Origin of the sequence: Sphingobium sp. 15-1 (assembly GCF_013375535.1) — a bacterium.
In the GTDB taxonomy this organism is placed as follows: Bacteria; Pseudomonadota; Alphaproteobacteria; order Sphingomonadales; family Sphingomonadaceae; genus Sphingobium; species Sphingobium aromaticivastans.
This window is the reverse complement of sequence record NZ_JABXJG010000001.1, coordinates 1416613-1428842: the sequence shown is the minus strand read 5'-3', so window position 1 is coordinate 1428842 and position 12230 is coordinate 1416613. Positions and strand designations below refer to the sequence as shown.

The following is a 12230-nucleotide window of genomic DNA, read 5'->3' as shown; positions in this document are numbered from 1 at the left end:
GGTGTGAAGCCAGCCGGAGGTCGGTCAGGCCAATGGGTGGCTTCCTACCATTACCTCTTTCGTCACCCCGGGCTTGACCCGGGGTCCCGCTTTTCTTCTTGGCCGCGTGCTGGAAAAGGCAGCGGGACCCCGGATCAAGTCCGGGGTGACGAAGACTAATGTCCGCTCATGGCCACACCAGACCAAGAACCCGTCACCTCATTTGGCAGCCGTTACCCGCCAGATGACCCCGCCGACATCGTCGCTCACCAGCAACGCGCCCTTGGCGTCCGCCGTGACATCCACCGGCCGCCCGCGCGCTTCGCCCTTGGCTCCCAGAAAGCCCGTCAGCACGTCCATCGGCTTGGCCTTGCCCGCCTCGCCATTGTCGCCAAAGGGCACGAACACGACCTTATATCCCGACAGGGGCTTGCGGTTCCAACTGCCGTGCAGCCCGACAAAGGCGCCGTTGCCGTAAGGCCCACCCAGCGTCACCTTGTCTGCGAAGGTCAGCCCCAGCGCCGCCACATGATTGCCCAGCGCATAATCGGGCCGCTTGGTATATTCGCGGATTTCCGGCCGCTGCGGCTGGACCCGGCGATCCTCGTAACCGCCCCAATAATTCCACGGCCAGCCATAGAAAGCGCCGAATTCCACCCGCGTCAGATAATCAGGAACCAGATCGCTGCCCAGCATGTCGCGCTCGTTCACGACGCCCCACAGCGCGCCGCTCTTGGGCTCGAAAGCCAGCCCCACCGGATTGCGCAGGCCCGAGGCATAGATGCGATAGGCGCCGGTCTTGGGATTGACCTCCAGCACGGCGGCGCGATTATCCTCCGTCGCCAGGTCATTTTCCCCGATATTGCTGTTGGAGCCGACCCCCACATAGAGCAGCCCCTGCGGGCTGGCGGCCAGGCTGCGCGTCCAGTGCATATTGGGTGCCTGCGCGGGCAGGCTCAATATCTTGCGTCCCTTGGCGGCGATCTTCGTTTCGCCCACCTTATAGGGAAAGGCCATCAGCGCATCGGTATTGGCGACGTAGAGCGTGTTCCCGACCAGCGCCATGCCGTAGGGTGAATTGAGCCCCGTCAGGAAAGCCGTCTTCGTCTCCGCCCGTCCGTCGCCATCGGCGTCGCGCAGCAGGGTGATGCGGTTGGCGGAGGGCACGCCAGCCCCCGCCTTGTTCATCAGATAGTTCATCACCCGGTTGACGATGCCGCCGGTCGGTCGCGTGGGGCTGTTGGTTTCCGCCACCAGCACGTCGCCATTGGGCAGGCGCAGCAGCGAGCGGGGATGGTCCAGCCCATCGGCAAAACGGTCGACGCCCAGCCCCTTGGCGGGAACCGGCTTCTCGCCCTTCTTCCACGGCGCCGCTTCCGCGACATTCATCGTCGGGATCATCTCGCTGCGCGGGCTGGTGAAGACTGGCTCCTTGCCGACATCCGCACCGGCGGGAAGCTGCGCCGTATCCCCTCGCGCAAAGTAGAAGAACAGGCCGCCAAGAACGACCAATAGGATGAGGGCGAGGGCGATCAGATGCTTCTTCATGATCCCTCGTTTATGCTGGCCCCCACAGGCTGGCAAGGCGCGCAACCGTCGGGAGCGAAGCTATTTTCCCCGATCGCGCAGCCACAACAGAACAGCGATCACGATCCCCAGCGCCGTGCCGGCCAACAGGCCCGCGCTGGGCTGGCCCATCAGGCCGCCGACGATCGTGCCGCCTAAAATGGTGATCGCCAAAATGGCGCCCGCGCCGATCGGTTCTTTTCTGGCCTTTGTCATCGGCCGTTCCTTGCCACGCGCCGCGATGCATGGCCAGAGGCTTTCCCGCCTGCGCCGTTTCGGGACAGGCCTGTCCCGCCTTGGGATGGCTGTGCCAAGGCGGGACTTGGATAACGGACCGTTCACCCTTGAAAGCCGCGCCGATCCGTCGATAGGCGAAACTGGCATGGGCATTGAAGCGGTGTCCCTACCGTCAGGGTGGGGACTTTGGGGGCCTTGGTCATGAACATACCGTATCTTGCGAATCGCAGGAGCTATGAGGACGCGGCCGAATTAATGGCTCTGTTTGGCGACAATGCAGGCTATGAGGCGGCGGCGCGCGCCGACCGCAGCCGCGATGTGGGCAACCATATCCGCTTTTGCCATTGGCGGCAGATCGAGCGGCTGATCGTGCTGCTCACGCATGAAGGGCCGCTCGGCACTATCCATTGATCTGAAACTTCGCCCGATTCTCTATTCGTCATGCTGAAACAAGTTCAGCATGACGAATGAAGGAATGGTCGAACGCGGATCTAAAGCCGCAGGCCCGATGTCTCCGGCAAGCCGGCCAATATGTTGAGGTTCTGCACCGCGGCCCCAGCCGCGCCCTTGCCCAGATTGTCGAGCGCCGCCACCAGCCGCGCCTGACCCGTCGCTTCATTGCCGAAGACGAACAGCGCCAGCCGGTCGGTCGCCCCGACATGCTCCAGGCGGACCTGGGTCATGGCCGCGCTGTCCTTCAGCGCCTCCACGCTGACGATCGGTGACCCCGCATAGGCCGCCGCCAGCGCCCCATGCACATCCGCCACCGAAGGCGCGCCCGGCATGGCGCGCAACTGCAACGGCACTTCCACGATCATGCCGCGATAGGCGTTGGCGACGGCAGGAGCGAACAAAGGCGGGTGCCGCAAGCCCGAATAGCGCAGCATTTCCGGTCCGTGCTTGTGCGCCAGCCCCAGCCCATAAGGGCGGAAAGCGCTGGGAGCGCCCTCCGCGCCTTCATATTCCGCGATCATCGACTTGCCGCCGCCCGAATAGCCCGAGGCGCCCGACACCGTCACCGGCCAGTCGGCAGGCAACAGCCCGGCCAGCACCAGCGGCCGCACCAGCGCCAGGAAGCCGGTCGGCCAGCAACCCGGATTGGCGACGAAGCGCGCATTGGCGAGCTTCTCCCGATGCCCCGGCTCCAGTTCGGCAAAGCCATAGGTCCAGCCATCGGCCACGCGATGCGCGGTCGACGCGTCGATCACCCGCGTCCGGCCGTTGTCGATCAGCGCCACGGCCTCCCGCGCCGCGTCGTCCGGCAGGCAGAGGATGACGATGTCCGCCGCGTTCAGCGCGTCCCGGCGCGCCGCCGCATCCTTCCGCCTGTCCTCGTCCAGCGTGATGAACGACAATTCCGGGCGGCCCGCCAGCCGCTCGTTGATCTCAAGTCCCGTAGTCCCGACGCCGCCGTCGATAAAAATCTGTGTCATGTGCCGATTCTCCGCCGCGCCGATATGGGTTCCGCATGGTCCGCCGCCAACCGGCCGACGACGTCGGCCAGGGGCTCGATTACCACGCTCATCCAATGGGCGTTGGCATGCAATATAGTGTCGCCGTCGGTCATGATGCCGACATGGCCCGGAAAGAAGATGAAGTCCCCTCGTCGGAGCGGCGCGTCGGGCGCGATCGGGGAACCGATCCCCTCGCGCTGCAGATCGGTGTCGCGCGGTACCTTGATCCCGCACTGGCTGAGCGCGACCTGCACGAGCCCCGAACAGTCGACGCCGCGATGCCCGCGCCCGCCCCAGACATAGGGCTGACCCAGATAGCGCTCCGCCACCGCGACCCAATCGCTTTCCAGCGCGTCGATCGCCGCGACATGGCGCCGATGCACGAAACCTTCGGCGCAGGCGAAGAAATCGCCCTCCGCCTCAGCGGTGAACTGCGCGCCGCGCGGCCAGTAATCGGCAATGGGCGATTTGATGTCGGCGGCGCTGAACAGGGGAGCCGTGCCGGTGATCACGCGGCTGTTCACCACCTCCCGGACGTCCAGCGCCTCCCGCCGGACATAGCCGACATAGCCGTCATGCCCGCAAAAGCCCCAGGCCCAGTCCGCCGTCACGTCCAGCGCGTGGAAGCTTTCGCCGCGCAGCAATTCGCTGACCGCCTGCGCCTTGGGCGTATCGGACGCCAGCACCGGCGCGCCCGCCGCCACGCAGGTCAGTTCGACGGCGCGGGCATAATGGGCGGAAAACAGCACCCCGGCCAGCGCCAGATCGGCCAGGTCGCCGCGCGCGGCATGGACCCGCGTGTCGAGCTTGACCGACCGGCCGTTCAGCTTGAATCGGATGCGTTCAGGCGGAGTGGCCCGCGGAGGAGAAATTGTGGCGTTCATCGCGGCCGGTTCCTGCGATGAAATGGTGAAAGGCGTCAAGAAATTCCGCCCCTTTTGGGGTCCGGGTGATGAAAATATTGCGCCGGTCCGTGGAGTCCCGCTCCCGCCGCAGATACCCGAGCGCCGATAATTTGTTGAGAGCGCGGGTGATCACCGGTTTGGAGACGTTCAGCGCCTCCGCGAGTCCCCTCACCGTATGCGGCCCCGCGCCGATATAGACGGTCAGCATCAGCGCCATCTGCCGGTTGGTGAGGTCGGGCTTTCCCGACCGCACATAATCGACCAGCGTGCGCATCCATTGGCTGAGCGGTTTCAGGCCGGGCCGGTTCAACTCTGCGGCTTCATTCGGGGCAGATTGGGCATCCATGCACCCCCAAACGCACAATAGCCAATCCGGTTGCGTAACGGCCCGCCAAAACAGCTTTCTTTTTACTTTTTATGGCTATAGCGCGCCTGCAGCATGTGGAAGGCGGCGCGCAGCCCCAGCGCTTCGCCGCCCTTGGGCCGCCCCGGCCGCGAGGAAGGTCGCCAGGCGAAGGTGTCGAGATGCACCCAGGGGGTGTTTTCCGGCACGAAGCGCTTCAGGAACAGCGCCGCCGTGATCGCGCCGGCAAAGCCGCCTTCGCCCGCATTGTTGATGTCCGCCACGTCCGACTTCAGCATCTCCGCATAACCATCCCACAGCGGTAGGCGCCATGTCGGATCGTCGACCGCGCTTCCGGCCGCGTCCATCTCTCCGGCCAGCGCGTCGTCATTGGCAAAGAGGGCGGGCAGGTCCGGCCCAACCGCCACCCGCGCCGCGCCGGTCAGCGTGGCATAGTCGATGATCAGTTCCGGCTTGTCCTCGCCCGCCAGCGTCAGCGCGTCGCCCAGCACCAGCCGTCCTTCGGCGTCGGTATTGCCGATCTCCACCGTCAACCCCTTGCGCGACCGCAATATGTCGCCGGGCCGGAAGGCGTTGCCCGACACCGCATTCTCTGCCGCCGGGATCAGCAGATGCAGCCGCACCGGCAATCGTGCGCCCATGACGAGCTGCGCTAGCGCCAGCGCATGGGCCGCGCCGCCCATATCCTTCTTCATCAGCCGCATCGCGGAGGAAGGCTTGATGTCGAGGCCGCCGCTGTCGAAGCAGATGCCCTTGCCGACGATGGCGACCTTCGGATGCTTGGGGTCGCCCCAGCGCAATTCGATCAGGCGCGGCGCGAAGCTCTTGTCCGCCGCCTTGCCGACAGCGTGGATCATCGGAAAGCCATGTTCCAGTGCGTCGCCCTTCGTCACCTTGCATTCGGCGTCGAAACGTTCAGCGACCTTGCGTGCTGCAGCCTCCAGATCGCCCGGCCCCATGTCGGCGGCGGGCGTGTTGACCAGATCGCGCACCAGCGCCACCGCCTCCGCCAATCGCACGGTGCCCTCGATCTGCGCCACCTCCCCGGTCAGCAGCACACGGGCGCCGGCGCCATTCTCCTCCTTGCGATAGCGGTCGAACCGATATTGCGCGGTCAGCCATCCCAGCATCGCCGCGCCAGCGGTTCCCTCCGCCAGCCGATACGTCCCTTCGGGCAAGGTTTCGGCCAGCTTCGCCAGGCACCATGGCCCCAGCTTCTCGCGCGAAGCGACGCCCGCCACCACGGACCAGTCCGCCGGATCGTCGCCGGGCAATATGGCAAGTTCATTGGCCTTGCCCTTGAATTTCTGCGCGGCGGCCAAGGCCCGCACCCGCTCCGGCTGGCTGGCGAGCCAGGCTTCCATGGCTGGCGCATCCACGATCTGGATCGAACGGGCGGCCTGGTTGTTGTCGGCTTTGAGCAGGTCGAAAAATTCAGTCATGACGCATCTGTTTTGAAGAAAGGCGGCCGGGATGGAAAGCGCAATTTTCGTCGCCAGCGGGCCTCCTCCGGCCGCGCTATCATTTGCGTCGGACGGCTCGCAGGCTTAGATTGAACGCAGCTACAATAAGGAGAGATGTGATGATGCACACCGATGACGGCCGGCTCCAGGCCCTTCGCGCCCGCGCCTATGCGCTGGCGGAAAGCGGACGCTTCGACGGGGCGCATGCGGTGGAACAGGCGCTGATCGCGGAAGGCTGGCCCAATGCCGGCGCCGCGCTCCAGAGCAGCTATACGCGCAAGGCGATCAGCGAACGGTGCATGGCGGCTGCCAAGGCGCACTGATGCGCGCCATCAAGGGGAGGGGACGGACGGGACCGCTGCTTGCGGCGGTCCTGTGGCTTGGCGCATGTTCGGCGTCCAGGGATGCGGACGATATGGCTGCGCCCGGCAATGACGTTGCCGCCAGCAATTTCGCCAACCGCATGTCCGGCCAGCCCGAGCCGCCGCCGCCCGCCAAGCCGTTCGAGCAGAAGGAAAAGACCGATCTGCTGGAATTCGGCTACAGCTATCCCGCCCAGGCGGCGCAGATTCCCGCGCTGGCCGATAAATTCGGCAATGCGTTGAAAGTCACCAAGGCCGACGCGCTCAAAATGGCGCGGGAAGATCAGAAGGCGGCGAAGGCTTCCGGTTTCCCCTTCCACGCCCATGCCCTTCAGACCCGCTGGACCGTGACCGCCGACACGCCGCGCTTCCTGGCGCTGGAATCGGAAAGCTATGTCTATACGGGCGGCGCGCACGGCATGACCGGCTATGACGCCCTGCTGTGGGACAAGGATCGCAAGCGCGAAACGGCGGTGGAGGCGCTCATGACCTCGCCGGCTACTTTCGCTGCCGCCATTCGCGACCGCTTCTGCGACGCGCTCGACAAGGCGCGGGCGGAAAAGCGGGGGGCGCCGGTGAAGCGCAGCGACGATGACGACTTCACCACATGCATCGATCCGATGAAGGAGGTGCTGGTGCCCACGTCGAAGGACGGCAAGCTGATCGACGGCGTCACCGTGGTCATCGGCCCCTATAGCGCCGGTCCCTATGCGGAGGGCAATTACGACATTGCGCTGCCCGTCGATGCGGCCATGCGCAACGCGATCAAGACGGAATATCAGGACGCGTTCGTCGCAGCAGAATGACGTCGCCCTGCAATGCGCCGTGCTCCTGCGAAGGCAGGAGCCCAGCTCTGACGTCGGAACTGGGTTCCTGCCTTCGCAGGAACACGTGGTTCAATACGATCCGGCGTTCTGCGGCACCCCATAAAGGTCATGCTCGTCCGCATCCTCGATCAGCACGTTCAGGATGCTGCCCGGTACCAGCCCTTCGCCCACATCGCGCAGGAAGACATTGCCGTCGATCTCCGGCGCGTCGGCCTGGCTGCGGGCCGTGGCGCCGACCGAACCGTCCTCGTCAGCCTCGCCCACCTCATCGATGATGACGGGCAGCACGCGCCCGACCTTGGCGGCGAGCTTGGCGGCGGAGATTGCTGCGGTTTTTTCCATGATCCGCTGATAGCGCTCTTCCTTGACCTCTTCCGGCACCGCGTCGGGCAGGTCGTTGGCGGCCGCGCCCTCGACCGGTTCGAAGCGGAAAGCGCCGACGCGATCGAGCTGCGCCTCATCCAGCCATTGCAGCAGATAGTCGAAGTCCGCCTCCGTCTCGCCGGGGAAACCGACGACGAAGGACGACCGGATCGCGATGTCCGGGCAGATGTCCCGCCATTTGCGGATGCGGTCCAGCACCTTGGCTTCGTTGGCGGGCCGCTTCATCGCCTTCAGCACCGAAGGCGCGGCATGCTGGAACGGAATGTCGAGATAGGGCGTCAGCAGCCCCTCGGCCATCAGCGGGATCACCTGATCCACATGCGGATAGGGATAGACATAGTGCAGCCGCACCCAGGGCGGCGTGCCCTCCGCCGTGCGCAACTGCCCCAACTCGCGGGCCAGATCGGTCATATGGGCGCGGACGTCGCGGCCCTTCCACTGGCGCGTCTCATGCCTTGTGTCGACGCCGTAAGCCGACGTATCCTGGCTGATGATCAGCAGTTCCCTGGTGCCCGCATGCACCAGCTTCTCCGCCTCCCGCAGCACGGCGTCGACGCGCCGCGACACCAGGTCGCCGCGCAGCGAAGGGATGATGCAGAAGGAGCAGCGATGGTTGCAGCCTTCGCTGATCTTCAAATAGCTGTAATGGCGCGGCGTCAGCTTCAGCCCGCCCTCCGGCACCAGATCGACGAAGGCGTTGGGCACCGGCGGCGAGGCTTCATGCACCGCATTCACCACCGCCTCATATTGATGCGCGCCGGTAACGGCCAGCACCTGCGGGAATTTCTGGCGGATCAGTTCCGCCTCATTGCCCATGCAGCCTGTGACGATGACCCGGCCATTTTCCGCGATCGCCTCGCCAATCGCTTCGAGCGATTCCTCCTTGGCCGAATCGAGGAAGCCGCAGGTGTTGACCAGCACGACGTCGGCGCCGGCATAGTCGGCGGACATCTGATAGCCGTCGGAACGCAGCTTGGTCAGGATGCGCTCGCTGTCGACCAGCGCCTTGGGACAGCCCAGCGACACCATGCCGACCTTCGGCGCTTCGGGAATTTTGGTTGCCATGATCGGCGCGCACATAGGGATTTTTGCGCCGAATGTCACGGGGCCACGCAAAAGCTCTCGAAATCAGGCCGGATTGCGGGCTTTCCCGGCCGCATCGCCTTGCACGATCTCGATGATGAGGTCGCCGGTCTGGAGCTTCGCCGCATCCTCCTCCCAGAAACCTATGGCCCGTTCCTGGCGATGGATGCGCACGCCAAGCCCGGTCGCGATGGCCGACAGGGGCTTGCCGATCTCCTCCGGCAGCACGAAACGCTCATGCAGCTTCACTTGGCCGCCCGAAGCGGCGAGGTCCGACATATAGTCCGCGATATGCTGGCCGCTGGTGCTGCCCGCCAGCAGCAGCCCTGCGAAGCTCACCGGATTGATCACGGTGGTCGCGCCGGCCTGCCTTGCGGGCAGTTCATTATCCTCATTGCGCACGACGATGCTGATAGGCAGGCGAGGGGCCAGATGCCGCGCCGTCAGCGTGATGAGGATGGAGGTATCGTCCCGTCCCGCCGACACGATCAGCGTCCGCGCCCGATGGATCGCCACGTCGTTCAGCGTCCGGTCCCGCGTCGAATCGCCGCACAGCACATTGCAGCCCAGCGCCTCCGCCTCGGCCAGCGCTTTCTCGACCGGGTCGACCACCACGATCTCGCGCGGATCGACGCCCCGCGCCAGCAGCTCGCGCACCGCCTCGGCCCCGCTGGTGCCAAAGCCGGTCACGACGATATGATTATGCAGATCGGCCTGAATGCGAGCCATGCGCCACCTGTAGAGGATGTTGCGGAAGAAGAGATTATAGGCCGTCCCCAGGAAGATCAGCCAGACGAACAGCCGGATCGGCGTCACCAGCAGCGCTTCGAACAGCCGCGCTTCCGGACTGACCGGCACGATGTCGCCATAGCCGACCGTCGTGACCGTCACCGTCGTGAAATAGAGCACGTCGACAAAGCTGATCCGGTTGTCGAGATTGTCCTTGAGGCCATCCCGCCCGATCCAGTGGATCAGCAGCACCAGCCCGATCAATCCGAACACCAGCGCCACCCGCCAGGCGAGATCGGCCCAGACCGGTAGCGAAGACCGCCGCCGCAGAAAACCCGCCGCGCTGGACGGCGGCCGGACGGGCACGATCCTCATCGGGCCTTTGTTCCAATCATGTGGAGGGGAAGCATTGCGGGAATGGCAAGGGCAGGAACAGGAAGAAGGAATGTGCGCGACATTGCCACGTCTTTAATCCCCTGATTTTGCCATGGCTAGATTCTGTTCAGTTCCACAACAGATAGAGGTGCTCCTGCGCAGGCACTCGAACGAGACGAGCGGCCTATGAGAGCCTAATTCAGACATTTGCCTTAACGGATCAACGGCGGAACTGGGTTCCTGCCTGCGCAGGAACACGTCGTCAGGCACCTATCCTCCGAACGCGGCCGCCGTCGCCGCCATGGCGCTGTCCTGCGTCAGATCGTAGTGCAGCGGCGTCACCGTCACATAACCCTCGGCAATGGCGGCCAGATCGCTCCCCTCCGGCACGGAATTGCTTTTCCCGAGTCCGAACCAATAATAGTCGTAGCCGCGCGGATCGGTGCCCTGGATGATCTTCGTCCGGTCGACATCGTGGAACCCCTGCCGCACCACGCGCACGCCCTTCACCGCCGCTGGATCGAGCGCAGGGAAATTGACGTTGAACAGCAATCGCGGACTGGCCGGCATGGCGATCAGCGGGCGCAACACCTTCTCACCCCAGGCCAGCGCCGCCGCGAAGGGCACGGCGTCGCCCATGCCCTCCCGCGCATAGACCTGGCTGAGCGCGATCGACTTGATCCCGGAGATCGCGCCCTCCATCGCGGCGGAGACGGTGCCCGAATAGGTCACGTCCTCCGCCAGATTGGCGCCTTGGTTGACCCCGGACAGCACCAGATCGGGCTTGGCATCCTTCATCAGATGCCCGACCGCCATCATCACCGCGTCGGTGGGCGTACCGGTCACGCTATAATGTTTCTCGCCATGCTGGCGGATGCGCAACGGCCGCGTCAGCGTCAGGCTATGCCCCGCGCCCGACTGCTCCTCGCTGGGCGCGACGATCCAGATGTCGTCGGATAGTGTCCGCGCAATCTCCTCCAGCACCGTGAGGCCCGGAGCATGAACTCCGTCGTCATTGGTGAGCAGGATGCGCATATGCCTGGATTCCGTTTGCTTGGAGCGAAGTCGAGAAGCCTGCCCACCCCCCGTTTCTCGACTTCGCTCGAAACGAATGGGGAGGGGTGTTACTGGGGCCGCAACCGGGTCAGGCCACCCATATAGGGCGCCAGCACCTCCGGCACGATGACACTGCCGTCCTCCTGTTGGTAATTTTCCAGCACCGCCACCAAAGTCCGCCCCACTGCCAGTCCTGACCCGTTCAGCGTATGCAGGAAGCGCGTCTGCTTCTCGCCCTCTGGCTTGTAGCGCGCATTCATCCGCCGCGCCTGGAAATCGCCGCAGTTGGAGACCGAACTGATCTCGCGATAGGTCTGCTGGCTCGGTAGCCAGACTTCCAGGTCCCAGGTCTTGCGCGCGCCGAAACCCATGTCGCCGGTGCAGAGCAGCATCTTGCGATAGGGCAGGCCCAGCGCCTGCAACACGCCCTCGGCCGCCGCGCACATGCGCTCATGCTCGGCCTCGGACTCCTCCGGCTGGCAGATCGCGACCAGCTCGACCTTCTCGAACTGATGCTGGCGGATGAAGCCCCGCGTGTCGCGTCCCGCCGATCCGGCTTCCGACCGGAAGCAAGGCGTCAGCGCGGTCAACCGCAGCGGCAGGCTCTCTACCGGCACGATCTGCTCGCGCACCAGGTTGGTGAGGGAAACCTCCGCCGTCGGGATCAGCCAGCGCCCGTCGGTGGTCCTGAACAGGTCCTCCGCGAATTTCGGCAACTGCCCGGTGCCGAACAGCGCCTCGTCCTTCACCAGCAGCGGCGGATTGACCTCCTCATAGCCATTCTCGCCCGACTGGCGATCCAGCATGAACTGCGCCAGCGCCCGGTGCAGCCGCGCCATCTGCCCGCGCAGCGCCGTGAAGCGCGCGCCGGACAGCGCAGCGCCGCCCTCGAAATCCAGCCCCAGCGCGGGTCCGAAATCTGCATGATCCTGGGGCGCGAAGGGGAAGTTCCTCGGCTCGCCCCAGCGCGCCACCTCGACATTCTGGGCTTCATCCTCGCCCAGCGGCACATCGTCGGCAGGCAGGTTCGGGATCGCCGCCAGCCGGGCATCTAGCTGAGCGCGCGCTTCTATGACGACGGGTTCGAGTTCTTTGATTTCGTTGGACGCCTCAATCGCCTGCTGCTGATAGGCCAAAGCTTCCGGCGTAAAGCCCTGGCCCTGTCCTTTTAGCTGGCCGTAGAAGGCCGAGCTCGATTTGCGACTGGCTTGCAGAGCTTCAATTCGAGAAGTGCTTTCTCGCCATTTCTTGTCGAGCGCCAGCAGTTCCGCGCTCAGGGGTTCAAGCCCGCGCCGGGCGAGACCGGCGTCGAAAGCGGCGGGATTTTCGCGAAGGAAACGAATGTCGTGCATGGGTCAGCCCTATGCCGTTCCGCGACGAGCCGCGCAACCCTGCACGCCGCCGTCCGTTCGTGGTAAAAGCGACCGCTGGAAGAGAGGAACAGGA

General features: G+C 65.0%; 13 protein-coding genes. 3 read left to right on the top strand and 10 right to left on the bottom strand.

Annotated features, from left to right (window positions below):
- Positions 1-198: 198 nt before the first annotated feature.
- Both HUK72_RS06665 and HUK72_RS06660 read right to left on the bottom strand, forming a co-directional pair.
- A complete protein-coding gene (locus tag HUK72_RS06665; RefSeq protein WP_176596082.1) occupies positions 199-1527 on the bottom strand; it encodes a sorbosone dehydrogenase family protein in 1329 nt (442 codons plus the stop codon).
- Positions 1528-1587: 60 nt separating this feature from the next.
- Positions 1588-1761 carry a hypothetical protein gene (locus tag HUK72_RS06660; RefSeq protein ID WP_176596081.1) on the bottom strand — a complete coding sequence of 58 codons (174 nt, stop codon included), beginning with the start codon at positions 1759-1761 and terminating at the stop codon, positions 1588-1590.
- Between the two features lie 222 nt (positions 1762-1983).
- Between HUK72_RS06660 and HUK72_RS06655 the strand changes: the two genes are divergently transcribed.
- On the top strand, positions 1984-2193 hold the full coding sequence (locus HUK72_RS06655; protein ID WP_176596080.1) for a hypothetical protein: 210 nt from the start codon (positions 1984-1986) through the stop codon (positions 2191-2193).
- 80 nt (positions 2194-2273) lie between these two features.
- On the opposite strand, the gene argC is transcribed toward HUK72_RS06655, so the two are convergent.
- The 4 genes from argC to HUK72_RS06635 all read right to left on the bottom strand — a co-directional run bounded on the left by argC (position 2274) and on the right by HUK72_RS06635 (position 5947).
- Complete coding sequence (gene argC / locus HUK72_RS06650) at positions 2274-3215, bottom strand: N-acetyl-gamma-glutamyl-phosphate reductase (protein ID WP_176596079.1); 942 nt, start codon at positions 3213-3215, stop codon at positions 2274-2276.
- Positions 3212-4120: a C40 family peptidase gene (locus HUK72_RS06645; protein WP_176596078.1), complete on the bottom strand. Its 909-nt coding sequence runs from the start codon at positions 4118-4120 to the stop codon at positions 3212-3214. Before HUK72_RS06645 ends, argC begins: the two co-directional genes overlap by 4 nt.
- Positions 4080-4487 (bottom strand): MarR family transcriptional regulator, encoded by a 408-nt coding sequence (locus HUK72_RS06640; protein ID WP_176596077.1) that lies wholly within the window; start codon positions 4485-4487, stop codon positions 4080-4082. Before HUK72_RS06640 ends, HUK72_RS06645 begins: the two co-directional genes overlap by 41 nt.
- A gap of 62 nt (positions 4488-4549) precedes the next feature.
- Positions 4550-5947, bottom strand: a complete 1398-nt coding sequence (locus HUK72_RS06635) for a M17 family metallopeptidase (RefSeq protein ID WP_176596076.1) — start codon at positions 5945-5947, stop codon at positions 4550-4552.
- A gap of 140 nt (positions 5948-6087) precedes the next feature.
- Here HUK72_RS06635 and HUK72_RS06630 point away from each other — a divergent pair, with 140 nt between their 5' ends.
- Both HUK72_RS06630 and HUK72_RS06625 read left to right on the top strand, forming a co-directional pair.
- A complete protein-coding gene (locus HUK72_RS06630; RefSeq protein ID WP_176596075.1) occupies positions 6088-6291 on the top strand; it encodes a hypothetical protein in 204 nt (67 codons plus the stop codon).
- Positions 6291-7136: a DUF4163 domain-containing protein gene (locus HUK72_RS06625; protein WP_176596074.1), complete on the top strand. Its 846-nt coding sequence runs from the start codon at positions 6291-6293 to the stop codon at positions 7134-7136. Before HUK72_RS06630 ends, HUK72_RS06625 begins: the two co-directional genes overlap by 1 nt.
- 90 nt (positions 7137-7226) lie before the next feature.
- On the opposite strand, the gene rimO is transcribed toward HUK72_RS06625, so the two are convergent.
- The 4 genes from rimO to serS all read right to left on the bottom strand — a co-directional run bounded on the left by rimO (position 7227) and on the right by serS (position 12136).
- A complete protein-coding gene (rimO, locus tag HUK72_RS06620; protein WP_176596073.1) occupies positions 7227-8621 on the bottom strand; it encodes a 30S ribosomal protein S12 methylthiotransferase RimO in 1395 nt (464 codons plus the stop codon).
- A 48-nt stretch (positions 8622-8669) separates the two neighbouring features.
- Complete coding sequence (locus HUK72_RS06615; protein WP_176596072.1) at positions 8670-9728, bottom strand: TrkA family potassium uptake protein; 1059 nt, start codon at positions 9726-9728, stop codon at positions 8670-8672.
- Between the two features lie 270 nt (positions 9729-9998).
- Entirely contained in the window at positions 9999-10763 is a 765-nt protein-coding gene (gene surE / locus HUK72_RS06610; RefSeq protein WP_176596071.1) for a 5'/3'-nucleotidase SurE, read from the bottom strand.
- 89 nt (positions 10764-10852) lie between these two features.
- Positions 10853-12136, bottom strand: coding sequence for a serine--tRNA ligase (gene serS, locus HUK72_RS06605; RefSeq protein WP_176596070.1), 1284 nt, complete (start codon positions 12134-12136; stop codon positions 10853-10855).
- Between the last annotated feature and the right edge of the window lie 94 nt (positions 12137-12230).